Origin of the sequence: Selenomonas timonae (assembly GCF_014250475.1) — a bacterium.
In the GTDB taxonomy this organism is placed as follows: Bacteria; Bacillota; Negativicutes; order Selenomonadales; family Selenomonadaceae; genus Centipeda; species Centipeda timonae.
In genome coordinates, this window is the sequence record NZ_CP060204.1 from 1,041,634 (window position 1) to 1,068,626 (window position 26,993).

Here is a 26,993-nt window from a genome sequence, read left to right on the forward strand (position 1 = left end):
TTGTAAGCACAGTGTCAGTATATCATATAAAAAACTTTGTCGCCATATGGTTTTTTGAAAGAGTCGGTGTTATAATCAAAATACTCTAAGGGAAGTTTCATTTTACTGAAGCTGAGAGAACCCTTTGTTTGTTTTTGGAGGGAATTGAGAAATGTCAGTAGCAAAGAAAATCGTACTGAGCATTGGATTCCTGGTCGTCATGTTTGCCGGCTATGGATTCTATGCAAATCACGCGAGCGGCGTGCTCAACAACAACACGGTCAGTGTGTTCAGTTGGGCGCACGTTCTCAATGTGGGCGGTCAGGTGCAGGCACTCTCGGCGGACGGGCGTGAGTACGAACTCATGCGTATCACCGCGCCAAACGAGGAGGAGCGTGCGCGTGCAGCAGGACTGATCTCCCAGCTCACGCCGAAGCTGAACAAGGCATACGAGGAGTATGAGAAGGCGATCCAGGAAGCGCCGTTCCCAAACGAGGCAGATCGCACGCAGAAGCTTGCGCGTCTCGAAAAACTCAAGCAGGAACGCAAGAATTATGCGGAGGCGCGTCAGCACGCAACAGATCTCATGGATGCAGGTGACCAAGAGGGCGCCGTCGAGCTGGCATTCAATGAGCAGGCGGATGTCTACAAGCGCATGACGGACATCCTCGAGGAGGACAAGGCGGACAGCGTGCGTCTCGCGCGCGCGGAGATGGCGCACAGTGAGGATGTTTTCTCGGGCGTGTGGCTGACGACGATCATTGCATTGTCCGTTGTTGTCATTCTCTCGATCGTCATCCTTGTCCTGCTTCTCAAAAATATCAAGAACTCTGTGGATACGATTCTCGACGGGGCGCGCCATATTGCGGGCGGTGATCTGCGCTCGAAGATTGTGCTGGACGGCGATGATGAGTTTGCACACATTGCCCATCAGTTCAACACGATGGTCGAGAGCATGCAGGCAATGATCCGCAAGATCAAGACGACGGCAACGGATGTTGCCAGCTCGTCGGAGGAACTGACGGCGAATGCAAACCAGTCGGCGCAGGTGACGCAGAATGTTGCCCAGTCCATCACGGAGGTCGCAGAGGCAGCGGAGAAGCAGCTGCAGAGCATCGACGAGAGCCGCGTGACTGTGGAGGAATTCCAGCGCGGCTTGGAAGAGGCGATTACAAATCAGCGCCGTGCACGTGAGCAGACGCAGGCGACGGCGGAGAAGGCGGCGGAGGGGAATGCCTTCGTGCAGACGACGGTCGAGCAGATGAACTCGATCGCGCGCACCGTTCAGCAGACAGGCGAGATTGTCAGCAAGCTCGGTGAGCGCTCGAAGGAGATTGGCAACATCGTCGAGATCATCTCGAGCATCTCGGGACAGACGAATCTCCTCGCGCTCAACGCGGCGATTGAGGCGGCGCGTGCAGGAGAGCACGGGCGCGGCTTCGCTGTCGTTGCAGAGGAAGTCCGCAAGCTCGCGGAGGAGTCGCAGAACGCCTCACAGCAGATCTCCGAGCTCATCCGCAGCATCCAGGAGGAGACGAACCACGCCGTTGCCTCGATGGAGGAAGGGCGCCGTGAGGCTGAGAAGGGCAAGGAGAACGTCACGGCGACGGGCGAGACCTTCTCGCTGATCCTGAACATGGTCGAGGATGTCAAGACCGCATCGCTCGCCGTCAGCAAGCGTGTCCTCGAACTGCGCGAGAACATGAACTCGATCATTCAGGGCATGAGCGCTGTGGATACCTCGGCAAAGGGCATCGGCAGCGAGTCGCATAACGTCTCCGCAGCAACTGAGGAGCAGGCGGCGGGCATGGAGGAGATTGCCTCCTCGAGCCGCAGCCTCGCCGACATGGCAACGGATCTGCAGTCCGAGACGGATAAGTTTAAGGTGTAAGCAATATTTTGGAGGGGCGCGCATGGTGAACGTGCCCCTTTTTGATTGAAAAATACTCCTTGACAGAAGTTCCTTCTCTTGTTAAAATATCTCTTGTTGATTGACAGAGATGTCAGTGACGGATGCGGAAGTAGCTCAGTGGTAGAGCACCACCTTGCCAAGGTGGGGGTCGCGAGTTCGAGCCTCGTTTTCCGCTCCATTCCGCGGAAGTAGCTCAGTGGTAGAGCACCACCTTGCCAAGGTGGGGGTCGCGAGTTCGAGCCTCGTTTTCCGCTCCATCGCTTATCACACCTGCGCTCTGCGCAGGTTTTTTTGAAGAAGCGGGAGGATTGCCGATCTGCATGAATCTGCGCTTCATCCACGGGTGAGAGCCTTGCGTGCTCTCCACTTTGTTTGGGGCCTATAGCTCAGTTGGTTAGAGCAACCGGCTCATAACCGGTCGGTCCTTGGTTCAAGTCCAAGTGGGCCCACCAATCGAAATGAGAGCATCACGCACGGTGATGCTTTTTTGTTTGCTCTCCAAAAGGAGGTGAGGAGATGACGGAGGCGGATTTTGTGCGCACATTGCGGGATGCGGGCGCACGTATCTTTCGCGTCGGTGGCTGCGTGCGCGATCATTTTCGCGGTGCCCAGGCAAAGGATATCGACTATGCCGTGACGGGCATTGCCGAGGAGCGTTTTCATGCACTTTTTCCGCATGCGGAAAAGATTGGAAAGGCGTTCCCCGTTTATCATGTGCGCGTGGACGGCGTGCGCCGCGAGGTCGCGTTTGCACGCAGGGAGCGCAAGACGGGCGCAGGCTATCGCGGCTTCGATGTCACATTCGATCCGACGGTGACGATTGAGGAGGATCTCTATCGGCGCGACACGCGGATGAATGCGATGGCTATTGAGCTCCCCGAGGGCACTCTGCTCGATCCCTACGGCGGGCGTGCCGATCTCGTAGCGGGTGTGATTTGTGCGGTCTCGGAACACTTTACGGATGACCCCGTGCGCGCGCTGCGCGCCGCGCGGCAGGCGGCAGAGTTCGGCTTTACTGTGGAGGAGGGTACTCTTCTCTATATGCGTGCATGCGCGGATGAGCTGCGCCGCGAGCCGACGGAGCGCCTGATGGCGGAGCTGCGCCGCGCGCTTGCCGCCCCGCATCCATCCGTATTCTTCCGCGTGCTGCGGGCGGCGGATCTCCTCGCGGTGACATTCCCCGAGATCGCGGCGCTCGAGGGGCAGGTACAGCCCGTGGAGTTTCACCCCGAGGGCGATGCCCTCGCGCATACGCTTGCGATGGTCGATGCCGTTGCCGAGGAAACGGAGGATATACGCACACGTTTTGCCGCGCTCGTCCACGACCTCGGCAAGGGGCTGACCCCGAAGGAGATGCTGCCGCATCACTACGGGCACGAAAAGACGGGACTCACGGCACTCGCGGCGTGGAACAGACGCATGACCCTCCCGCACGACTGGATGAAGGCGGCATCGTTCGTCATTCGTCAGCATATGCGCGCCCCGCGCCTCACGCGTCTCGGCAAGATTGCCGATCTCTTGCTTGGCATCGGCGCGTCGGGGCTTTCGATGGCGGAGTTCAACATTATCATCCGCGCCGATCACGGCCCGCTGCCCGCCTATCTTGCGCACGGTGCGGCGGCACTCCGCGCGATGCAGACCATCACGGGGCGCTCCGCTCCGACAGATCTCGCGGGGGCGGAGATTGGAATTTGGCTGCGCGAGCAGCGCGTGCGAATACTGAAAAAATTCTTGTTGGAGAACGAAAAGGCGTGGTATAATACATCTGAGCAGAGTTAAAGGAGGCGTGTATTGATGGATAAGATTATCCTGCCCTATCGGGGCAAGACTCCTGCGATTGATCCGTCCGCATTCATTGCGCCGACGGCGGCTGTCATCGGAGACGTGACGGTTGGCGCCGGCTCGAGCATTTGGTTCGGCGCTGTGGTGCGCGGCGATTTTCAGCCGATTACGATCGGCGCGAATACGAACATCCAGGAGAACGCGACGATTCACGTCATGCGTGATGTACCCGTCCACATTGGGGACAATGTGCTCATTGGGCACAATGCCGTCGTGCATTGCAGCCGCATCGGGGACAATACGCTGATCGGCATGGGCTCGATCGTGATGGGCTACTCCGAGATCGGCGAGAACGTCGTTATCGGCGCGGGCACCTTCCTGCCGCAGCACAAGAAGATTCCGTCGAACTCGCTTGTATTCGGCAACCCTGCTCAGATCGTGCGCGCGCTGCGCGACGATGAGATCGAGGCGCTGCGGGCGGCGGCGGAGAACTATGCCGGGCTCGGAGCGGAGTACAAACGTATCATTGAGGAGATGAAGTAATGGAACAGACGCTGGTTCTCATCAAGCCGGATGCCGTCGGAGCGCATCACATCGGAGACATTACGAAGGCGTATGAGGAGGCAGGGCTCCAGATTCGCGCGATGAAGATGATGCAGATGACAGATCGCATTGCGCGCATTCACTATGCGGAGCATCTCGAGAAGCCGTTCTACGGCGAGCTCTCCGCGTTCATGACCTCCGCGCCGCTCGTGGCGATGGTGCTTGCAGGTGAGAACGCGATTGCGCGTGTGCGCGAACTCCACGGTGCGACGAATCCGGCGAATGCGGCGGATGGCACGATCCGCAAGCGCTTTGCAAAGAACGGGAGCGAGAACGCAGTGCATGCGTCCGACAGCCCCGAGAGCGCCGCGCGCGAGGTGCACATCTTCTTCAGTGAGACGGAGATTTTCTAAAAAATTGCTTTTGACTGCCCGGTCGCGCCTCTCTGCGCGGCTGGGTACATTTATCCACAGAGGAGGAAGTACAATGAGTGTTGTGACAAAAACTGGCGATCAGGGACAGACGAGCCTTTTCACGGGGGAGCGCATTGCAAAGGACGATCTGCGCGTCGAGGTGTACGGCATTGTGGATACCCTCGGTTCGACGCTCGGCATGGCGCGCGCGTTCTCGGAGAACAAGCGCGTGAAGGACGACATCCTCGCTGTACAGAAGCAGCTTGGCATGCTCATGGCGGATTTTGCGAGCCGCAACAAGCCGCCCCGCATCACGGAAGAGATGATCACGGGAATCGAGGCGGAGATTGCAAACATCGAGGAGAGCCTGCCCGCGCTGAAGGAGTTCATCATCCCCGGCGATAAGAAGTCGAGCGCAATACTTGATCTGGCACGCACGACCGCGCGCACCGCAGAGCGCCACGCATGGACGCTCGCACGCCGCGGCTCTGTGGCAGAGGTCGACCTGCGCTACCTCAACCGCCTCTCCGACTACTGCTTCGTCCTCATGCGCCTTGAGGATGCGGACAAGCCAAATCTGTGAGCGGGGAGAAATTTGCGGTACTCGACGGGAGCAGCCTTTTCTTTCGCGCGTTCTATGCGCTGCAGCTCCCGCCGAATGCGCGCGGCGTCCACACGAATGCGGTGCACGGCTTTGCAATGATGCTCGTGAAGCTCTTGAAGGAGCTCGCACCGACGCAGATCGTCATCGCGTTTGACAAGAGCCGCACGACGTTTCGTACGGCGCTTTATCCGGAGTACAAGGGCACGCGCGACAAGACGCCAGAGGAGCTGATCGCTCAGATTCCGCTGCTGAAGGAGCTGTCCGCGACGCTCGGCATCCCCTTCCTCGAGATGGATGACTACGAGGCGGACGACATCATCGGCACGCTCGCAACACAGGCGGCAGAGGCGGGGACGGAGACCATCGTCGTGACAGGTGACCGCGATGCCTTGCAGCTCATCCGTACGAATCTCACCGTCGTCCTGACGAAAAAGGGCATCAGCGACACGCGCCGCTACGATACGGCGGCGTTCGAGGAGGAGTACGGCTTCGCGCCGATTCGTCTCATCGACCTGAAGGGGCTGATGGGGGACAGCTCGGATAACATTCCGGGCGTACCCGGCGTGGGGCCAAAGACCGCAACAAAGCTGCTCCTGCAATATGAGAGCATCGAGAACGTGCTCGATCACGCCGCCGAGGTCAGCGGGAAGAAACTCAGTGCCTCGCTCGTGGAGTATCGGGATCAGGCTCTGCTCTCAAAGCAGCTCGCGACAATTGAATGCAATGTGCCGGAACTCCGTTATGAAGCGGAGGGCTTTCGCATGCAGCCCGACCGCACAGCGCTCGATGCGTTCTGCAAAGAATACGAGCTGCGGACGGTGGGGCGCGCGTTCTCGGACTATCTCTCTGTGTCTGCGCCCACCGTCGGGGTGGAACAGTCGCTCTTTGGAGAGGAGACTGCAGCCGCTGCAGAGGCGAACCTCGAGGCGGCGGCGTTTTCCGCTGCCGATCTCGTATCGCTGCGCGCGGCGGAGGAGATTGCCGTCAGTGCGGTGTTCAGCGGCACGGCGCCCTTTGTGCAGATCGACGTGCTCGCCCTTTCCTACGGGGCGGAGCGGCGCGTGCTGCGCGCGGATGCGCCGGAGTTCGAGGAGGCGCGCGCCGTGCTTGCGGAGCGTCCCATCGTGCTCTGGAATGCAAAGCGCTATGCGCAGGCGGGGCTTTCCGTCGGCGCGAATATCTTCGATCTCGAGCTGGCGGACTACCTCCTGCGCCCCGAGGAGAATAAGCGCGACCTCGCGCGCGCGGCATTTGCCCACAGCGCGGACTTTCCTGCTGTCCCCGAAGAGGCGATGCAGGAACAGCGCGCCGTGCATGAGGCACTCACTGCCACGCATCTCGCCAATCTCCTGCGGGCGGCGCTCGATGGGGCGGGGCTCATGCCGCTCTATCGGGAGATCGAACTGCCGCTCGTGCCCGTACTCGCGGCGATGGAGCAGACAGGCATCTATGTGAACCGCGCGGCACTCGAGCGCGAGCTGACGGCGGCGAATGCGCGTATCGAGGCGCTCGTCACGGAGATTCACGCGCTGGCGGGCACGGAGTTCAACATCAGCTCGCCCAAGCAGCTCGGTGAGATTCTCTTTGAGCGTCTCGGGCTCGCAGAGGGCAGCAAGATCAAGAAGACGAAGACGGGCTACTCGACGAGCGCCGAGACGCTCGAGGAGCTGCGCGACCGCCATCCCATCGTGGACAAGGTGCTGACCTACCGTATGTGGACGAAGCTGCGCTCGACCTATCTCGAGGGCATCGGCGCGCTCATCCGTCCCGCAACGGGGCGCGTGCACACAAGCTTCAACCAGACGGTGACGGCGACGGGGCGGCTCTCAAGCTCCGACCCGAATCTTCAGAACATCCCCGTGCGCACGGAGGAGGGGCGCGCCGTACGTGCGCTCTTCGAGCCGGGCGCGGGCTATGACGCACTCCTCTCGGCGGACTACTCGCAGATCGAGCTGCGCATCCTCGCGCATATGTCGGGCGACGAGACCATGATCGACGCATTCCGCACGGGACAGGACATCCACGCACGCACGGCGTCGGAGGTGTTCGGCGTACCGCTCGCGGAGGTGACGGGGGAGCAGCGCCGCCGCGCAAAGGCCGTCAACTTCGGCATCGTCTACGGGTTGAGCGACTACGGACTCTCGCGCGACCTCGGCATTTCGCGCAAGGAGGCGGCGGGCTACATCGAACGCTACTTCGAGCGCTATCACGGCGTGCGCACATTCCTCGACAAAATAATTGCAGATGCGCATGCAAACGGCTATGTTACGACGCTCTATGGGCGGCGGCGCGATCTGCCCGCGATCAACAGCCGCAACTTCATGCAGCGCTCCTTTGCCGAGCGCATGGCGATGAATACGCCCATCCAGGGCACAGCTGCCGATCTCATCAAGATTGCGATGATTCGCGCCTATGACGCGCTGCGTGCGGCGGGCGTGAAGAGCCGCATCCTCCTGCAGGTGCACGACGAACTCGTGCTTGAGACGGTGGAGGCGGAGATCGCGCAGGTCACGGAGATCCTGCGCGCGGCGATGAGCGGCGCGGCGGAGCTCGCCGTGCCGCTCGCCGTGGATGTGCACGTCGGGAAGAACTGGGCGGAGGCGAAATAATTGCGGATCATCGGGCTCACGGGCGGCATTGCCTGCGGCAAATCCACCGTCAGCAGGGCACTGTGCGCGCTCGGCGCCGCAATCATCGACGCGGATGCGCTCGCACATGAGCTCTCGCAGCCGGGACAGCCGATCTTCAACGCCTATGTGGAACGCTTTGGCAGGGAGATTGTGACGGCGGGCGGTACGCTCGACCGCGCGGCAATCGCCGTGCGCGTCTTTGCCGATCCTGCCGTGCGCGCCGAGGTGGATGACATTGCGCACCCACTCATCCGCATAGCGGCAGAGGAGCGTCTGCGTGCGGCACGCGCGGAGGGAAAGAAGGCAGCGGTGCTGGATGTGCCTCTGCTCTTTGAGGCGGGCTGGGATGTACTCGCCGATGAGGTATGGGTTGTTGCGCTCCCGGCAGAGGAGCAGCTCGCGCGTCTTCTCGCGCGGGACAAGTCAATGAGCGAGGGAGAGGCGCGGGCACGCATCTCCGCTCAGATGCCGCTCGCAGAGAAATGCGCGCGTGCGGACATCGTCATCGACAACAGCGGCACAGCGAAAGAAACACGGGAATGTATTGAACAACTTTGGAGGGAACGGATCATTGGGTGTTCGTAATTTGCGGCGCGTGTTTTGGTGGGGGCTGCGCGCACTCGTCGTCGCCGTCGTCGTCTTTGTCATCGTCGGCGGCTGGGGCTGGGTGGAGCGCAGCTACATCTACCCCTACGACTACCGCAGCTACATCGAGACCAGCGCTGCGCATTACCGCGCCGATCCCTATCTCGTTGCTGCCGTCATCAAGCACGAGAGCAAATTTCAGACGCGCGCCCGCTCCGACGGCGGCGCACTCGGGCTCATGCAGCTCATGCCGCAGACCGCCGCATGGATTGCGCGGCAGCTCGACGAACCCTTTACCGAGGACTATCTCTATGACCCCGCGCTCAACATCCGCTACGGTGTCTGGTATCTTGCGGAGCTCGAAAATGAGTTCGGCGGCAACGACATCCTCGCGCTTGCCGCGTACAATGCGGGGCGCGGCAACGTGCGCGACTGGATGGAGCGCTATCATTGGAACGATCAGTTTGACGAGATCGAGGCGATCCCCTACCCCGAGACACGGCTCTACGTGCGCCGCGTGCTCGAGGACAGGGAGCAGTATAAGAGGCTCTACGACGAATGAACAAGACCTATCGGATTCTACCCAGTGCGGAGGACATGCTCCTCCGCCTCCTGCGCGGGCTCGCCCTCTCCGACGAGGAGCGGGCGCTTTTGCGTGCGTGCGCCCTGCGCCACGTCGAGGTCTCGGCAGAGGAAAATACGTGGGAGCTTGTTATCGGAACGCCCGCTGTCCTCGATGAGGAACTGATCGCCGCGATGGCGCGGCAGGTCGAGGAGAACTACGGACTCGCGGGCGCGTACGTGCAGCAGAATGTCGTCGCGCTCGCACCTGCCATTGCGCCGCTCTGGGAGCGCGTCGTGCGCGAGGCAGCGGGGGAGGATGCCGTTCTCTTTCACACGCTACGTCAGGCGGTGTACGCGGTCGACGGCAACATCATCCGTCTCTCTGCGCCGGGCACATTCGGCGTGGAGCTGTTCGCGCAGAGCGCCGTTGCAAAGCGCGTGGAGGCTGCCGTCCGCACGCACGTCGGCTGTGCCTGTCAGGTCGTCTGCATGGAATGCGCGCTCGGCGAGATGTCAGCCCCGGATTGGACACCGCCGCCCATGCCTGCGCCCGTGAAAAGGGAAGCACCTGCCGCCTCTGCCTCCGCACGCGCTGCAAAGGGCGCAAAAACCAAGGAACTGCCCGCAGGCGTTATCATCGGGCGCGGCGTATCGGGTGAGGCGCGCGAGCTCGGCATGATCGAGGACGAGGTGAAGAACATCGTCCTCGAGGGCGAGATCTTCTCCCCGCAGGCGAACAAGCTCAAATCGGGCGCGTACATCCTCCTGCTGAAATTCGCCGACAAGACGAACGGCATTGCGTGTAAAAAATTCTTTGGCGTGCGCGGCAAGACGACGCAGGAGGACATCGACGCAGAGGTCGACCGCATCCTGAAGGCGATTGGCAAGGGCTGCGCCGTCCGCATCCAGGGCAAGATCGAATACGATAAATTTGTCAGCGACTACGTTCTTTTCATCGACTCCATCGAAAAACGCAATGTGCCGCAGCGTGAGGACACGGCAGAGGTGAAGCGCGTCGAGCTGCACGCGCATACGAAGATGAGCGCGCTCGATGCCGTTGTCCCGCCAAAGGTGCTCGTCGAGACGGCGGCGCGCTGGGGCTGGCCGGCGGTGGCAATCACGGATCACGGCGTCGTGCAGGCATTTCCCGAGGCAATGAACACGGCGCGCGCACTCAAGAAGAAGGGTGTCGATATCAAGATCATCTACGGTATGGAGGGCTATCTCCTCGATAAGCCCGAGGATCAGCGCGCGCATCATATCATCTTCCTTGCGCAGAACAAGACGGGACTCTACAACCTCTACAAGCTCGTCTCGCTCTCGCACATCCGCTATTTCCGCGGCACGAAGAAGCGCGGGCGTCCATGCGTGCCGCGTGCTGTGCTCGAACAGTACCGCGAGGGCATCATCGTCGGCTCTGCGTGCGAGGCGGGCGAACTCATCCGCAGCATCGTCGCGGGGCGTCCCGACGAGGAACTTGAGGAAATCGCGAAATTCTATGACTTCCTCGAGATTCAGCCCATTCACAACAACGACTTCCTCAAGATCGACGACCGCTTCCCAATCCACACGGATGAGGATCTGAGGGACATCAACCGCAAGGTGGACGCGCTCGCAAAGAAGCTCGGCAAAATGCTGATTGCGACCTGCGACGTGCACTTCCTCAACCCAGAGGACGCCGTCTATCGCGCCATGCTGCAAAAGGCGAACGGCTACCGTGACGCGGATCGTCAGCCGCCGCTCTACCTGCGCACAACGGACGAGATGCTCGCCGAGTTCGACTACCTCGGCGCAGAGCGCGCCTACGAGTGCGTCGTCACGAACCCGCGCAAGATCGCGGAGAGCGTCGAGCGTTTCCTCCCGATCCCGGACGAGCTCTATGCACCGATGGTGCCGGGCGCAGACCGTGAGATTCAGGAGATGTCGTACGCGCGCGCGCGCAAACTCTACGGCGAGAATCTGCCGAAGGTTGTGTCCGACCGCCTCGAGCTCGAGCTGAAACCGATCCTGCGGCACGGCTTTTCCGCGCTCTACATTATCGCGCAGCGCCTCGTCAAGAAGTCGAACGACGACGGCTACCTCGTCGGCTCGCGAGGTTCGGTCGGCTCGTCCTTCGTTGCGACCATGATCGGCGTCACCGAGGTCAACCCGTTGCCGCCACACTACCGCTGCCGCCACTGTCAGTACAACAAATTCATCGACGACGGCTCGGTCGGGAGCGGCTTTGACCTGCCGTCGATGGACTGTCCTGTCTGCGGGACGCCGCTCACAAAGGACGGGCACAACATCCCGTTTGCAGTCTTTCTGGGTTTTGACGGGGACAAGGTTCCCGATATCGATCTCAATTTCTCGGGCGATTATCAGCCAACGGCGCACAAATACACCGAAGTTCTCTTCGGCAAGATGAACGTCTTCCGCGCGGGCACGATCTCGGGTCTGCAGGACAAGAACGCCTACGGCTACGCCATGCACTACTACGAGGATCAGGGCGAGACGAAGGGGCGGCCGTACATTGAGCATATGATGCGCGGCTGCATGGGCGTCAAGGCGACCACGGGACAGCATGCGGGCGGCATCATGGTCGTGCCGCGTGACATGGACGTGCACTACTTCACGCCCATCCAGCGTCCCGCGAACAACATGGAGTCGGACACCCTCACCACCCATTTCGATTATCACTCCATCAGTGAGCGTCTCGTCAAGCTCGACATTCTCGGGCACGATGACCCGACCGTCATCAAGATGCTCGAGGAGCTGACCCACCGCGATCCTGAGACGATTCCCTTCGACGATCCCGCCACCATGTCCATCTTCACCTCGACCGAGGCGCTCGGCATCACGCCCGAGGAGCTCGGCGCGAACATGGGCACGTACGGCATCCCCGAGTTCCGCACCTCGTTCACGCAGAAGATGATCGACGACTCGCACCCCGACTGCTTTGCCGATCTCGTGCGCATCTCGGGATTCTCCCACGGCACGAACGTCTGGCTCGGCAACGCGCAGGATCTCATCAAGGCGGGGACGAGTACGCTGAAAGACGCGATCTCTGCACGCGATGACATCATGAACTACCTCATGCAGAACGGCATCGAGCCACTGCTCTCGTTCAAGACCATGGAGAACGTGCGAAAGGGCAGGGGCATCACTGCGGACGTCGTAGAAAAGCTGCGCGCGGGCGGCATCCCGGAGTGGTACATCGACTCCTGCCAGAAGATCAAATACCTCTTCCCGCGCGCCCACGCGACCGCCTACGTCATGATGGGCTACCGCATCGCCTTCTGCAAGGTACACTATCCGCTCGCGTACTACGCCGCATACTTCTCCATCCGCGCCGATGAGTTCGACGCGAACATCATCGCGAAGGGACAGGCGGCGGTCAAGGCGGCAATCGACGCACTCAACGCCGAGGCGCGTGAGCATCGCGGCAAGCTCGACAACAAAAAGCAGGACATCCTTATCGTGCTCCAACTCGCATGGGAGATGTACCTGCGCGGCTTCTCCTGCGACCCCGTTGATCTCTACGCATCCGATGCGGAGAAATTCATCCTGCGAGAGAACTCACTCCTCCCGCCGTTCACCGCACTCCCCGGCATGGGTCAGAAAGCGGCGCAGGCAATCGTCGAGGCGCGCCAATACGGACGCTTCATCTCCATCGAGGATCTCGCCACCCGCTCCCACATCCCCACCCCCGCCATCGAACTCCTGCGCACGCACGGCTGTCTCGACGGCATGATGGAGAGCAATCAGGTGGAGCTTTTTGCGTAGACTTATGAAATAGTTACTAAACTCACGAATGCCCCTCGGAGATTTCACGTCTCCGAGGGGCATTCGTTGTGTTTATAAAATCTCTACGAGGCTTTCTTTATGTGCATCATCTCGTAATTTGCATATCGAGCAAAATCAGCGGCGGTCAGAGGAATCTCGACGCCATTTTCCCAGAGTTCACCTTCCGAGCAGTCGAGCTCATCCGTCCATGAAATACCATAGCCGCCCGGCTCGACCTTGACCAACTGGAACAGGGCGGGATCGCGCAGGATCTCGAACTCCGGACATTCTTCCATGAGTGCGGCGACATCGAATATTTTGTTCACATCATTCTCGAAAAAAACCAACAGACGCAGATGATCGAGCGGTATGACTTTTGTAACTTTGATGGACAGCATGGGAACTAGCTCCTTTCGATGTGATTTATTTCAGCGGAGGGAGTTTTTTCAGCTCTTTTGTATCCCACATCTGCTGAAGGTCTTTAGCAAACGGTCTGCCCCATTCCTGCACTAATTTAACCGCTCTTGCAGGTAGGTCGCCTTCGATCATTTGCATATCTTTGATTGAAAACAGAGCGTTGTGCTCGCCGTAGATGGCGTGGATGTGGGGCGGGTTATGCTCGTTTCGGAAGAAAATCTTAATAACGATTCCGTAGAATCTGGTGATTTCCGGCATTTTTTCACCTCCGCTATATATATCCTATCAGAGCAGACGATGTATGACAAGCAGAGATTATTTAACTCCTTGTTTTTCTTGCGCTCTATCTCAAAAATTCGTAAAATAGAAGCAGAGAGGTGATGCTGACCTGCTCGCATCGGGCGCGGACTATGACAGCCTGAACCCGACCATTATCATCTTTATCTGTCCGTTCGATCCGTTTGATGCAGGACGATATCTCTATACGTTTGAGAACCGCTGTGTCGAGGATACGGATTTACGGCTGCGGGATGATGCGCGCAAGATAGTTCTCAATACGAAGGGCACGATAGGAGAGATCGACTCCTCCATCAAGGCGTTCTTGCAGTATGTTAATGGCGTGTTGACGGCAGATCGCTTTGTGCAGGAGATTGACGAGGAGATACAGAGGGACAAGATGATCGAAGGAGAGGCGGTGGGTTACATGACGTACGAGATGAAAATCTCACAGAATATATTTAAGTCCCTCCCTCATTTCGACGATATAACTTTCAAGACGGCGTATCTCCGTCCATTTATGCAATTATTTCGGAACAAAACCATAGATAACAGTCAGGGAGGCAGTCTTTATGGCGATGGTGGTCAAAAATAATATGTCGGCGGTGAATACGCTCAATACGCTCAACAAGAATCAGAGCGAGCTGTCGAAGAGTCTGCAGAAGGTTTCTTCGGGCATGAAGATCAACAGTGCCGGTGACGATGCCTCAGGGATGGCGATCTCGGAGCGGATGCGTGTGCAGATCCGTGCACTCGATCAGGATAACAACAATACGGTGAATGGTTCCGCTCTCATGCGCACGGCAGAGGGGGCAGTGCAGTCCACGATCGAGATTCTGAAGACCCTCAAGGAAAAGGCGATCAACGCTGCGAATGATACGAATACGGACGAAGATCGCGCGCTGATTCAGAAGGAAGTCGACAAGCTGATCGATCAGATCGACGACAATGCGCTGACGACCTACAACGGGATGTATCTCGTTGACGGATCGCAGAATGGATTGGTTTTGGGGGACTCGGGTACGGGGACATATTCGAGCTTCACGAACACCAGTCTTGCCACAGACACGTCGCCATCGACGCGCTTGGTGAACTTGGTTCGCCGTGATGGCAATGCGGTTGGAATTCATTCTTCGGATACGCTCACTGCATCGTGGGTGAAGAATGGCGTTACGTATACTGGGACGATATCTCCAATAGGAAATATCAATGTCACCAATATGATTGATATTATCACAAACAGCGATGCCAGTTATTATAGCAGAAATGCAAGAGTAGGTGTAGACGAATACGGGAGAGAGGTATTCACGCCAGACAATCAGCCTGCTCTTACAATTCGTGCTTCCCTTGCTGGAGCAAACAACCAGATTGCAGGAATTACCTTCTCGGTTACGGACAGCAGTGGGAAAATGCGCAATGAGGTGAATGCTGTCCTCGATGCATTTAAGGAGACGGTGCGTGCGCAGAATCCGTCGGTTGATAATTCTCTCGTCCTTCAGACGGGAACAAAGGCAAATCAAGCGATCAAGGTCGGTTTTACGGATATGCGTTCGGCGGCGCTTGGGTTACAGTCACCTAACGGCAATGGTTGGGATCGGACACCGCTTCCAGCTGCTCCTACCCTTCCGGCGCCGTCTGTGGGCACCCGAACTGTCGTTGGAACTGGACCAAAGGTTCAGGTAACGACGAAAGAAGCTGCAAATGCTGCAATCAATGTCTTTGAGAATGCATTGATTAAGGCAACAGATCAGGCGGTTGTTATCGGTGCGGTACAGAACCGTCTCGGCTATACGAGCAGCAATCTCGTTGTTGCCTCGGAGAATGTGCAGGCATCGGAGTCCACGATCCGTGATGCGGATATGGCAAAGGAAATGACGGCGTATACGAAGCACAACGTGCTCACGCAGTCGGCGCAGGCGATGCTCGCACAGGCGAATCAGAACTCGAGCGCAGTGCTGAGTCTGCTCCAGTAAAATAGTTTTTAGGAAAATCCTCCGATCATCTTTAGGACGATTGGAGGATTTATTGTTTTTATTTACTGCATATGCTATTATTAAATGTACTATAATGTCCGATATACTACATAAGCAGCAATATGTCTATGGGAGAGCGGAAAATGAAGAATCATCGAACGAAACTGTCGCAGCGTGTGTGCTACGCCATTATTGCAGGGATGGCGGGCGCTTTTCTGATTCCTCAGATCGGTTTTGCCGCACCGACGGGTGGAACCGTCGTCAGCGGCGGTGCAACAATCTCACGCGTTGGCAATGATACGAATATCACGGGTGGGGCAACGAACAATGTGATCGAGTGGAAGGATTATTCTCTCACAAGTGTCGAACGTGTGATTCATGACGGTAAGGCAAAGACGAAGAACTATCTGAACATCGTTACGGGCGCGAATACCTCGAATATTAACGGTAAGATTCTGGGCGGAAACAATGTCTATATTGTCAATCCGAACGGCGTCATCTTCGGCAAGGGGGCTGAGGTTGATGTCGGGAATTTCTATGTCTCCACGCAGGCGACCAATACGGTGAATAAGGATGCGGATATGGCGAACAATGTTTCGCCGCTCGGCACAACGGCAGGTCTCTCTGATGTCGTCAATATGGGGACGCTCAAAGCAACGAAGGTCGAGGTGTACGGAAAGCATATTCGCTTTCTCAATGCAGGGGATGTGACTGGCTCTGTTGTGATGCATACCGATACAGTGAATGATGGCACGGCACATATTGGCTATCGGGGAACGGCACCGACATCCGGATACACGGTCAATGGTGCTGCGGCAACGGCGGCAAACAACTACTACCAACTTGTCTCCACTACAACAGAGTTCCAAGATATCAATAACGATCTCACGAAGAACTATATGCTCGAGAATGACATCGATTTTACTGTTGCTGGCAATAAGACGGCGATTACACCGATTGGCGGAAATACAAAAAATGCATTTACGGGTAAACTTGACGGGAATTTCTTCAAAGTGCAGAACTTTACAGTCAGCGGTGTTGGATACGCAGGACTTTTTGGAAAGACTGACACTGGAGCACGGGTTGAAAATCTTGGTGTCACGGGTGCAGAGATAACAGGTCTCTCTGGAGGCAGTGCTCCTCCCACGGCGTATTCAGCTGGCGGGATTATCGCATATGCCACTGGAACGAAGCTAAAAAATGTATACGTGAAAGATACTACGGTAAATGGTAACGATACCTTTGTTGGCGGAATTGTTGGATATACCAAAGATACGACGATTGACAGTGCATATAGTCAGGCGAAGATTGGCGAGGGTGGCGGTATCATCGGCTGGTCTGATTCTGGAACTGTAGTGAATGATTCTTATAGTAATTCTTCCACCCTAGCGGGAACTTTGGGAACGGACTTCGTTTATATTGTAGATCCGAGTGGAGATACTACGATTAATAATTCCTATGCCGTTGGAACGAGATTTACGACTACTAGGACAGCGTTGATTCCAAGTAAAACGCATAATGTCTATCTTATTGATAAAGACATTAATAATAACTATATAGCAGAAGATATTGTTTCGGGAACAAAGAAAACTGCAACTTCTTCTGCTACCTACTCCGCTTGGGGGAGTGCAATCAACAACACGGGCGCACCCGGTGCGAAGTGGCGCATCTATGAGGGGCGTACCATGCCGATGCTGACGGCGTTTATGAATGGTACGTCAACGGCGACGTACAACTATCGCTATTTTAATGCGGACGGCTCCTACAATTCGGATACGTCTAATACTGTAAAATCGAATAACGGTGCAGATGTCACGGGGCTGACATACAACAGTCAGTATATAAAGATTGTCGGGGCGCCGGATACGACGGTCGGCGATAAGACGAACGTGATCTACAGTGACGCTCCTGACATGGCGAAGATCAAGGACTACGAAAACGGAACGACCAAGGACTTTGACAAGACGAACGGCATTCGCAACGTAGGCACCAAGGCAATCCTATGGACGGATCAGGACGGCCCGAATCTGCGCGGCGTGAATATCACGATCGACAAGCGTCAGGTGAAACTCAATAACGGTAATATCAATCCGACACGCGTGTATAACGGCAAAAAAGACGTTACACAGGCTTTTATTGACGCGCTTACATCCGGGACTATCAAATCCGAGGGCTTTACTGCCGAGGATATAGCAAGCAACAGCGTTCAGCTTAACTTTACCGCGGGCAATTTCAAGGCCCAGATGGCGGATAAGCACGTCGGTACTAATAAAGAAGTTACATTCACGGGATCGATCGGCTTTGACGGTGACGATAAGAATAACTATGAATTTGATGGAACCTCCATTAACAATCTCAAAGGCAAGGCGACCATCACCAAGGCACCGCTCTATCTCACGATTCACAAAACAACAGCGAATGCTAAAATCTATGACGGGACATCTGTCGTCAAAGATGACGTGATGAAGCAGAGTGTCGGGACGCCGAACATCGAACTGGATAAGACGAAAACGGCGCCGCTTACCACTGCCTCCGATCAAACGATCCCCGACGGCGCGATCATGCGGGATGAAAACGATACCGTAGATACGGTTGATCTTAAGACCATCAATGACCCGAAGTATACGGATGCAAGTGGCAATGAGGAGCTTCATGCGGGGACGCATAAGCTCCAGTATACGAACGTCGGACTGCGGTCGGACTCAGGCTATGAGGATGGGCAGAACTACGAGCTTTACTATACACCCGCCGACAACAACCAGTCGAAAGTCAGCAGCGAGACTGTCTATCTGGACGGCACGATCAATCGCCGCCAGATTACGAAGGACAGCTTCAAGGTCTACGATAGGACAACGCATGCAGAGAAGCCTGCGCAGAAGGTCTATGACGGTACAACTGAATTTAATCCGACGAATGTCTATCTCTCCTCTCATGCACCGGCGGTCGGTGATACGGGGATTGTTTCGCGTGATGAGAATCACATCACATTCAAACTCATCGGGGATAAGGGCTACTTTACCGATAACAGCGGAACCCGCACCAAGAACGTCAAGGAGGCAACGAAGCTAGCTTATCAGGTCATGGGGGAGTCGGATGCTCCGAATACGTATCGTCTCGAGGATTACTATGTCCTGGAAGGTACGACGCAGAAAGATCTGAACAATACGTTCGACGTGACCGGCGCAGGCAAGATTACGCCGAAGGCACTCACGGCGACGGTCGTGAACAACAATATCACGAAGGTCTACGACGCGATGCAGGAGCAGACCGACGGCAACCGCAATATTACGACAGGCAATACGCTGGTCAGGATCACTGGGTATGTCAGCGGCGATTCTCCGCGCACGAATACCTCGACAGCGAAGTATGACTCGAAAAATGTTGTTGTCGATATCTCGGGCGATCCGACGACGCAGGGGGTGGAGTACTATGCCTCCTTTGTCAAGGGGACGGGGGCAGAGTCGGACAACTATACCTTCGATCAGACAACGGATACGGAAAATGTGACGAACACGTTGACGCTGTCGGATTCGAGTTACAGAGGTACGATTACCCCGCGTACGATCACGGTAAAGTTCAACGATGCGTCGAAGATCTACGACGGCACTGCGACGAATAACATGAAGAGCGTTGCATCGCTCGATGACGGCCTATCGAATGATGTGCTTGATGCGGACGACATCAAGCCTAGTAATGTCATTACGACGAATGTCACGAGCCGCTATGGAGACGGCACAGGCAGCGCATTCACAGCATCCAAGCATGCAGGCTCACGTACGGTAGAGTACGTGGGACTCTCCGGCGCGCTCAACAAAGGCGGACATAACTATAAAATCGATGATAAGCAGTATGGTGTGGGCACGATCACGCGCCGCCGCATCGACAAGTCCGGTTTTCAGGTATACAACTCAGACGGAACGGTCGCGAACGCAACGAAGGTCTATGACGGGCACGATCGCTATACACTTGCACCGGGGGCATATCTCACGGGCTCTGCGGCATCCGGGAATACCGGCATTGTTGCGGACGACTATGGCAAGGTGACCTTTGCGCTCAAGACCGGCTCGGTGGGACATTTCTCGAGCGATGCGGACGGCAATAACCGCACCTCGCATAAGTCGGAGGCGCATCATGTCGCCTATGATGTCGTAGCACGCACGAGTGACGCAAGCAATAGCCCCCTCGACAACTATACCTTTGGCTCAGCGGCAGAGGAGACGGCGAACACGCTCCGCAATCTCGAGACGGTCAATGACACAAACCCCGCTCATGTGACGGCGGCGGGGTCTATTACCCCTGCCTCGATTCAGGCGCAGACGAAGGAGATCTCGAAGGTCTACGACGGGATGCGGGAGCATACGGACGGAAATCGCACTGAGGTCAAGGGCAACACGGTCGTCTCCTTCACGGGGTGGGTGAGCGGACAGACACGCGACAACACCTCGACGGCACTCTATGCGACCAAGGATGTTGCACGCGACAGCAGCGACAATGTCATCAAGAAGTCTGTCACCTATACGGCGCAGCTCACGGGTCAGTATGCGGACGATTATCAGATTGTCAATCAGAGCAATGCTGTCATCAGTACGCCGCCCACCGGCTCGGGCGCAGCGAAGACCGTCACGGCGAATCTCGGCACGGTGGCAAATGCGGGGACGATCACGCCGCGCAAGCTGAACGTCACGATGCGCGATGTGTCGAAGACCTACGACGGTACAGCGGGGAACAACTCTGCAACGGTCACGGGCTTTACCGACGATCCCGCCAGCTCGGTACTCGCAGATGTTCTCGGTGTGGACAATGTCACGGCATCGCGTCTTACGACAAAATATCAGGGGATGATGTCTGCCTCGCCCGCCACGGCGACAAGCACCTATGGGCGCGGCACGACCTCCTTTACAGCGAATGCGAATGCGAGCAACGGGACGCAGCATGATGTCCAGTATACGAATATGCGTACGGCATTCAACAACGAGTTTGGTGTGAATGCGGGCAACTATACCGTCGACGAGACGGTATACGGCAAGGGCACGATCAACCGCCGCGACATCTCCCCGGATAATTTCCAGGTGCGGGATGCGAACGGCAATATTGCAAACGCGACGAAGGTCTATGACGGCACGAGCAGCTATACGCTGAAAACGGGCGACCATCTGACACCCAACTCCGGTCCCTCGACGGGCATCATTGCGACCGACCAGAACGATGTATTCTTCCGCCTCAGCGGGGATGGTGCGCAGTTTGCGGACAGCAGCAACAATCCAACGGCGAATGTTGCGACTGCGACGAAGGTGCTCTACAATGTGGAGGCTACAGGGGACGCCACAAAGATCAGGAACTATACGCTGAACGGCGTTGCGCTTGAGAACGGCACGGGTAAGGTCTCGGGGAATGGCAGCATTACCCGCCGCACCCTCAGTCTCAACCTCGTGCAGAACTCCGGCATCGACAAGGTGTATGACGGTCAGACGACGCTCAAAGACGGCGCGAAGAAGTGGAACGCGCTGAGGGATAACGACAGCGCGGGCAATGTGACGTATGCAGACGGCGCGACGGCGGCGAACAAGCTGGTCACGACGGACGGCACGAGCTTTAATATCACGTCGAACTATCGCAATGATGCAAATACGGCGCCGGACAAGAATGTGCGCCGCGACGGCTCCAACAATCCGATTGACAAGGATATTCTCTACAATATCACTCTCAATGGCGACGCAACGAACTACTCCTTTGACAAGAACGGCATTGTTACAGATGCCGAGAGCGGGCTTACACTTTCGGCGACAGGAAAGATCACGCCGAAGGATCTTTCGGGTGCACTCAAAAAGGTCACGAAGGTCTATGACGGGACGAAGAATGTCGACCCCTTAGCCGTTGGTCTTGAGAGCGGCTTAAATGGCGTTGTGTCGGGCGATAGGGTCACACTTGGCTCGCACACGGAGTCGTTCCAGAGTGAGAACGTGAACGGCGACGGCACGACGGAGACGATCGGCGGCACGGCGCAGAAGAACTGGGTCAACTATTCGAATCTCACCCTTTCGGGCACGGATGCGGGCAACTATACGCTTGCGCCTACGGCGAAGGGGCTTGGCGAGATCACGCCATATGAGCTGAATGATGGTTCGATTACCTTTACGAAGACCCGGGCGACGAAGGTCTATGACGGGACACGGGATGTCAAGTGGACGGACGGTTCGAGCACGACCACCAATCAGAAGAAGTATATTACGAGCGCGACGGTGACGGTCGGCTCTGCTCCTGCGGTGGATATCCTCGGCGATCTAAAGCTCGAGGAGGCGAAGTATGATACGAAGGATGTGGACGGCGGCAGAAAGACCGACCGTGTCACCTATCGACTGAGCTATACGGATCGCTCGGGGAAGGGCAACTTCTCCCTCGGGGCGGGGGTCACCTCGTTCACGACGAAGGGCGACGGCATCATCACGAAGAAGGATGTCACGGCGACGGTCAAGAGCCCACTCACAAAGACCTACGATGCGGGAAAGGATGTCGTGGGCGTTGCAAAGAACAATGCGAATCAGGTGGTCGCCAATGCAAGCGACAATATCACCCTCGACGGACTTGTCGCGGGCGATGGCACGACATACACGACGACCGCAGGGTATGCCGACAAGAACGCGGGAACGAATAAACAGATTGACTACACGCTGAACTTTACCGCGAACGGCGGTAACTACAATTTGAAGTATAACGGCGCGGACAATGCAGGGGCGTTCTCGACCAATAACAACACGATCACAAAGCGCAAAGTGGATGTGCAGTTTAAGAACCCACCGGCAAGGACATACAACGGGTCTGCGGAGAATACTGCGATCAACCCGTTTGTTTCGTCTGCCGATGCGGCAGTTCTGCGCAAAGACAAGCAGACGCTCGTGAACGGTACGGACGTGCAGAACCTTGCGGGGATTGCCAGTAAGTACGTCCAAAATGACAGAGTGACGGAAGATCCAAATGCGGGCAAGGACAAGCTCGTCCGGTTTGACAACGTGTCTGCGGCGATGAACAATGCGCTTGGTGCGGACGCGTCGAACTACGAGTTTAACGAGACTGCCTACGCCAAGGGAACCATCAACAAGGCGAACATCGACACGTCAAAGATCACCTTCCGCACCTCCGGCGCGACCAAGACGTACGACGGCACCGATCGGGTCAAATACAACGGGTCGAGTGCGTCGGATGCGGTAAAGAACTATATCACGGAGGCGACGGCGGATCTCGGCGGCGGGCATACTGCCGACCTGCGCGGCGATCTCGTGATTGACGAGAAAGGGACGAAGTATAAAAGTTCCAATGCGGGAACGGGCATCCGCGTCACGTATAAGTTCCGGCTGACCAACAGCAACATCGAAATCTCCGGCACAAATGAGTTCGAGATGCACGACACGGGCGAGATCAAGCGCCGCGTGCTGAACCTCGATCTGGCACAGAAGTCGGGCATCGACAAGATCTATGATACCACAAAGACGGTACACGATACGGACGAGCGTCACTATAATGCCTTTGCCGACCACGATGCGAAGGGCAACGTCACCTATGCAGCGGGGACGACAGAGGATACGAAGCTCGTCCGCAAGGCGGGGAACCCCGAGACGACGGTCAAGGTGACGGCGGAGTATGCAGACGAAAATGCCGGTACGAAGAACGTCAACTACACCGCCCAGATCGAGGGCGACGCGGGCAAGAACTACACGCTGAAATACGGTGCGACCGAGGGCAACGCTGAGACGAAAATCAACTTCGCCGCAACAGGAACGATTGCAAAGCGCAAGCTGACCCTCGGGTTTGACAAGGCATCGAAGCAGTATGACACAGAAGCGGACAACCCGGATCAGAAAAAGCTCATGTCTGCCATCGCCGACAATTCCGATGCACGCGGCGTTGACACGCTGAAGCGGGACCGCATCCTCGCGGCGGACGGGACGGTCAATACCGGTGCGTTTAACACAAACAATGTGGTGAGCGAATACGGCACCCGCAGCAATGATCCTGCGAATCCCTTTACCCCCGACCCCAACGTCGGGCAGAAGGATGTGCGCTATACCAACGTCAAGAGCGCACTCTCAGGAGCGAAAGCGGGCAACTATGATATTGAAGATACCGTGTACGGCACAGGGGAGATCACGCGCGCGAAGATCAAGGCAGCCGACTTTGACTTTCAGATTGACCCATCCAAGAAAACGTATGACGGCACTACAACCGTCTACTGGAAGGATAAAGAAGGTCAGTGGCAGGAGGCAAAGGGCGAGGAAGGGCTCAATGGTGCAAAGAAATATTATTTCGGCGATCGCAGCACCGTAAAGCTCGCGAATGGGCGGCGTGTGAAGGTGAACCCTGCGGACTTCTCCCTCACCGAGGCTGCGTATCAGAACAAAAATGTTGCGGGGGGCACCGAGACGTGGACGGACGCGAATGGCAATACGCATCGTAACTGGGTCAACTACAAGCTCCATATCAATACCACCAATTTTGATGTGGAGGGGGAGCGGGATACGACCCGAAAAGGCGTGGGGACGATCACGAAGCGCGATCTGGCGACCATGCTCCCGAAGCATCTCATCAAGGAGTACGATGGGCAGCAGACGTTTGACGAGACGAACCGCGACTATGTAGACGCCCTGGCGAATGAGAATATCACTCATATCGTCAAGGCAGATCAGGGCAAGATCCAACTCAAAGTCAAGGGGGAATACGACGATCCGAATGCGTCGGCAGAGACGAAAGGCGATGCAAAAAAGGGGATCCATCTGCCTGCTGCACCCAATGGGCGCAAGGTGAAATACACACTGACCCTCTCGGGCGATGCAGCGACACTTGCCAACTACACGATCGCGGGACACGATACCACGCATACGGTAACGGGCAAGGCTGCTGATATCTATAAGAAGACGCTGACGGTCGATGTCGCACGCAAGGAAAAAGACTACGATGGTACGGCAGTGGTCAACAACCTCGTTGCAGGTGATATCACGTTCAGCGGGCTCGTGGGCAGTGAGACCCTGTCGCTCGACAGTGGGGCACTGAACAAGGTGCAGGGGCAGTACCTCGACTCGAACGGGAATGCGGATGCCAATGTCAGCCGCGATGTGCACCGCAATGTGCTGGATAAGGCAGTGAAGTACACCGGCTTTGACAATGCACTGAGCGATCTCGCAACGCGCAACAATACGGCAAAGAACTATCGTGTGGAGGGCGGCAGCAAGAGCTACACTGTCAACGATGCGAAGGGACGCATCAACCCGCTCTCGATCAATCCGAATCATCCGACCGACGGAGTCACTACGACCTTTGATGCCGCAGGTGCGACGAAAATCTACGATCGTACGCGTGCGGTCAAGTACAACGGGCAGAGCACCTCTGAGGCGCTCAAGAACTACCTCACAGATGCGACGGTGATGGTCGGCGGGAAGGCACGGAGCATCAGGGACGAAATTGAGATCGACCCGACGAAGACGCACTACGACGACAAGAACGCGGGGACAGGCAAGACCGTCACCTACGGGTTCAAGTATAAGGGCGACAACTTCGAGATTGCTGACTTTACGAGGGAGAGTGATGTCAAGGGAGAGATCAAGCGGAAGGATGTCAAAGTTCTGCCGGTCGATCAGCTTTGGAAGACCTATGACTCCGAGCGTGATGTCTATGTCGAAGGTGACGACAGCATTTTCACGCGGCGCGGTGGCAAACAGGGGAAGCGTGTCACCACAGGGGATAGCGTTCTGGAGCTTGAGCCGAATGGAATCATCAGCGGCGATGTCGTTCAGAATGATTCGTGGGCAGAGTTCACGGATGAGAATGCAGGGACGGGGAAGAAGGTGAAATATCACACTTCTTTCAGCGGCACGGATGCTGCGAACTATCGCTTTGTCGATGTGTTCGGCGGGAAGATCACCAAACCGTTGGAAACCAACAATAACACCATCGCGAAGCGCAAGCTGAACATCGTCTTTGACGGGCTTCCGTATGTCAAAAAAGCATACGATACGGATACGAAGAATGACCAGATAACGGCACGCATTACGGACGATCCGAATGGACATACGCGCACGGTGCTCCAGCGTGACGGCATGGGCGTCTTTGGCGACCGCCTCGCCCAGCTCAACAACGGGAATATCCAGAGCGACTATGGCTACGGCAGTACCGATGCGACCTTCCGTGCAGATGCGAATGCAGATAAGCACAAGGATGTGCAGTACCGCGGCGTCGGCAATGCACTCCGCAACCTCCTTGGCGGCTATGCCGATAACTACGAGCCGATTCCGGACAACGCATACAGCGACGGAGCAATCAGACAGGCGGATGTCTCTAGGAACGAATTTGATCCCAACTTTACGCATGCACACAAGGAGTATGATGGCACGTCCGACGTGCAGAACCTTGACGAGCGGTATGACGAGGCGCGTAGTTTCTGGAACGCTCATAAGCTGGATCAGTCCAATATCGAGTCTCTTACAGGATCATACAGAGGAACTTCGTCAAAGAGAGGGAAGGATGTCGGTACAAACAAGATTGTTGACTACACGCTGAAACTCAGCAATCGGAACTTTAATTTTGTCGGTTGGGATGGGGTGATTCAGAAAGAGGGAACGGGCGACATTACCCCGCGCGAACTCACCGCAGATTATCTGCCGAAGCAGACGAAGGTCTACGACGGCACGAAGAATATCGCAAGTGTCGGTGACAGCCTCGTGACGTTCCGCCACAAATCGGGAGCGAACGCATTCATCAACGGGGATAAGGTTCGGAACAGCTCCACAGCAACGTACGGTGACGCGAATGTTGCGTGGCAGGACAATGCGTGGAAGAACGGCGACGGTACAGTAGCGGACAAGGATGTCGACTATGATCTGCGACTTTCCGGCACGGATGCCGCGAACTACAAGATCGTCGATGAGAAGGGCAATGAGATTGCGTCAACTACCCGTAAGACGGGCAGAATCACGCCGAAGGAGATTCATCTGAAAGCCGATCCGCAGACGCGCTGGATCAACGAGGGGCTGCCCGACAGCTATACGGGCACGCCGACAGGGAAGGACTATGCGACGGGCGTCAATGGCGAAGCACTCCCCGGCGAGATCTACTACAACTCGCCGGATGGCCGCCTGCGCTGGGGCGACTACGCAATCAACGGCTACTATCGTCCGTCGGACAAGGCGCAGTATCAGCGTCCCGACGGCACGCGTTATCAGCTCGCAGACGGCACGTACGACGGGGACAGCGTCGCGCGGAACTATCGTTTCGTTCAAGACCCTGCGAACGCGACCGCGCTCCATATCGGACCGTATGTCCCCGATACCGACTACTATCAGGCACTCACGCAGACGAGCAAGATGCTCCCCGATGAGTACGCCTATGAGAATGCCTCACTTGATCGTCGCAGCCACTTCGGCCGCGATCCCGAGGCGGAGATTTCCTATGAACCGCCCTCCCTCAACATGGTCAAGGATGGTGTCGACATCAGCAAGAACGGCATAGAGATCACGGATGAGACGGTATTCCGCCTCGTGAACGAGGTGTTCGGTGCGTGATGAA

At 56.8% G+C, this 26,993-nt stretch carries 13 protein-coding genes and 3 tRNA genes; 14 read left to right on the forward strand and 2 right to left on the reverse strand.

The window, feature by feature from the left end:
- The first annotated feature begins 151 nt into the window (after window positions 1-151).
- From H1B31_RS04850 to H1B31_RS04905, 12 genes are all read left to right on the forward strand, one after another.
- Complete coding sequence (locus H1B31_RS04850; RefSeq protein WP_009441286.1) at window positions 152-1,870, forward strand: methyl-accepting chemotaxis protein; 1,719 nt, start codon at window positions 152-154, stop codon at window positions 1,868-1,870.
- Between the two features lie 124 nt (window positions 1,871-1,994).
- Window positions 1,995-2,069 (forward strand) — tRNA-Gly (locus H1B31_RS04855).
- 4 nt (window positions 2,070-2,073) lie between these two features.
- Window positions 2,074-2,148, forward strand: a tRNA-Gly gene (locus H1B31_RS04860).
- A 118-nt stretch (window positions 2,149-2,266) separates the two neighbouring features.
- Window positions 2,267-2,343, forward strand: a tRNA-Ile gene (locus tag H1B31_RS04865).
- Between the two features lie 64 nt (window positions 2,344-2,407).
- A complete protein-coding gene (locus H1B31_RS04870) occupies window positions 2,408-3,670 on the forward strand; it encodes a tRNA nucleotidyltransferase/poly(A) polymerase-related protein (RefSeq protein ID WP_185981109.1) in 1,263 nt (420 codons plus the stop codon).
- 15 nt (window positions 3,671-3,685) lie between these two features.
- Window positions 3,686-4,216: a gamma carbonic anhydrase family protein gene (locus H1B31_RS04875; protein ID WP_185981110.1), complete on the forward strand. Its 531-nt coding sequence runs from the start codon at window positions 3,686-3,688 to the stop codon at window positions 4,214-4,216.
- Entirely contained in the window at window positions 4,216-4,629 is a 414-nt protein-coding gene (ndk, locus tag H1B31_RS04880) for a nucleoside-diphosphate kinase (RefSeq protein ID WP_009441283.1), read from the forward strand. The genes H1B31_RS04875 and ndk overlap by 1 nt, the downstream gene beginning before the upstream one ends.
- Window positions 4,630-4,702: 73 nt before the next feature.
- Window positions 4,703-5,212: a cob(I)yrinic acid a,c-diamide adenosyltransferase gene (locus H1B31_RS04885; protein WP_185981111.1), complete on the forward strand. Its 510-nt coding sequence runs from the start codon at window positions 4,703-4,705 to the stop codon at window positions 5,210-5,212.
- On the forward strand, window positions 5,209-7,842 hold the full coding sequence (gene polA, locus H1B31_RS04890) for a DNA polymerase I (protein WP_185981112.1): 2,634 nt from the start codon (window positions 5,209-5,211) through the stop codon (window positions 7,840-7,842). The genes H1B31_RS04885 and polA overlap by 4 nt, the downstream gene beginning before the upstream one ends.
- The gene (gene coaE / locus H1B31_RS04895) at window positions 7,843-8,448 is read left to right on the forward strand and encodes a dephospho-CoA kinase (protein ID WP_185981113.1); all 606 of its coding nucleotides are present in this window, start codon (window positions 7,843-7,845) and stop codon (window positions 8,446-8,448) included.
- A complete protein-coding gene (locus tag H1B31_RS04900) occupies window positions 8,435-9,010 on the forward strand; it encodes a lytic transglycosylase domain-containing protein (RefSeq protein ID WP_185981114.1) in 576 nt (191 codons plus the stop codon). The genes coaE and H1B31_RS04900 overlap by 14 nt, the downstream gene beginning before the upstream one ends.
- Window positions 9,007-12,777, forward strand: a complete 3,771-nt coding sequence (locus tag H1B31_RS04905; protein ID WP_185981115.1) for a PolC-type DNA polymerase III — start codon at window positions 9,007-9,009, stop codon at window positions 12,775-12,777. The genes H1B31_RS04900 and H1B31_RS04905 overlap by 4 nt, the downstream gene beginning before the upstream one ends.
- A gap of 83 nt (window positions 12,778-12,860) precedes the next feature.
- Here the strand turns inward: H1B31_RS04905 and H1B31_RS04910 are convergent, their stop codons facing one another.
- Window positions 12,861-13,175 carry a DUF2442 domain-containing protein gene (locus H1B31_RS04910; protein WP_009441277.1) on the reverse strand — a complete coding sequence of 105 codons (315 nt, stop codon included), beginning with the start codon at window positions 13,173-13,175 and terminating at the stop codon, window positions 12,861-12,863.
- 25 nt (window positions 13,176-13,200) lie between these two features.
- A complete protein-coding gene (locus tag H1B31_RS04915) occupies window positions 13,201-13,452 on the reverse strand; it encodes a DUF4160 domain-containing protein (RefSeq protein WP_185981116.1) in 252 nt (83 codons plus the stop codon).
- A 590-nt stretch (window positions 13,453-14,042) separates the two neighbouring features.
- Here H1B31_RS04915 and H1B31_RS04920 point away from each other — a divergent pair.
- Window positions 14,043-15,443 (forward strand): flagellin N-terminal helical domain-containing protein, encoded by a 1,401-nt coding sequence (locus H1B31_RS04920; RefSeq protein ID WP_185981117.1) that lies wholly within the window; start codon window positions 14,043-14,045, stop codon window positions 15,441-15,443.
- A gap of 143 nt (window positions 15,444-15,586) precedes the next feature.
- Window positions 15,587-26,989 carry a YDG domain-containing protein gene (locus H1B31_RS04925; RefSeq protein ID WP_185981118.1) on the forward strand — a complete coding sequence of 3,801 codons (11,403 nt, stop codon included), beginning with the start codon at window positions 15,587-15,589 and terminating at the stop codon, window positions 26,987-26,989.
- Window positions 26,990-26,993 lie beyond the last annotated feature (4 nt).

What these genes read in the sequence shown, in the direction of transcription:
- H1B31_RS04915 (WP_185981116.1), bottom strand. Translation starts at nt 13,452, where the DNA reads ATGCCGGAAATCACCAGATTCTACGGAATCGTTATTAAGATTTTCTTC.
- H1B31_RS04920 (WP_185981117.1), top strand. Translation starts at nt 14,043, where the DNA reads ATGGCGATGGTGGTCAAAAATAATATGTCGGCGGTGAATACGCTCAAT.
- H1B31_RS04870 (WP_185981109.1), top strand. Translation starts at nt 2,408, where the DNA reads ATGACGGAGGCGGATTTTGTGCGCACATTGCGGGATGCGGGCGCACGT.
- H1B31_RS04885 (WP_185981111.1), top strand. Translation starts at nt 4,703, where the DNA reads ATGAGTGTTGTGACAAAAACTGGCGATCAGGGACAGACGAGCCTTTTC.
- H1B31_RS04875 (WP_185981110.1), top strand. Translation starts at nt 3,686, where the DNA reads ATGGATAAGATTATCCTGCCCTATCGGGGCAAGACTCCTGCGATTGAT.
- H1B31_RS04905 (WP_185981115.1), top strand. Translation starts at nt 9,007, where the DNA reads ATGAACAAGACCTATCGGATTCTACCCAGTGCGGAGGACATGCTCCTC.
- H1B31_RS04850 (WP_009441286.1), top strand. Translation starts at nt 152, where the DNA reads ATGTCAGTAGCAAAGAAAATCGTACTGAGCATTGGATTCCTGGTCGTC.
- ndk (WP_009441283.1), top strand. Translation starts at nt 4,216, where the DNA reads ATGGAACAGACGCTGGTTCTCATCAAGCCGGATGCCGTCGGAGCGCAT.
- H1B31_RS04910 (WP_009441277.1), bottom strand. Translation starts at nt 13,175, where the DNA reads ATGCTGTCCATCAAAGTTACAAAAGTCATACCGCTCGATCATCTGCGT.
- H1B31_RS04925 (WP_185981118.1), top strand. Translation starts at nt 15,587, where the DNA reads ATGAAGAATCATCGAACGAAACTGTCGCAGCGTGTGTGCTACGCCATT.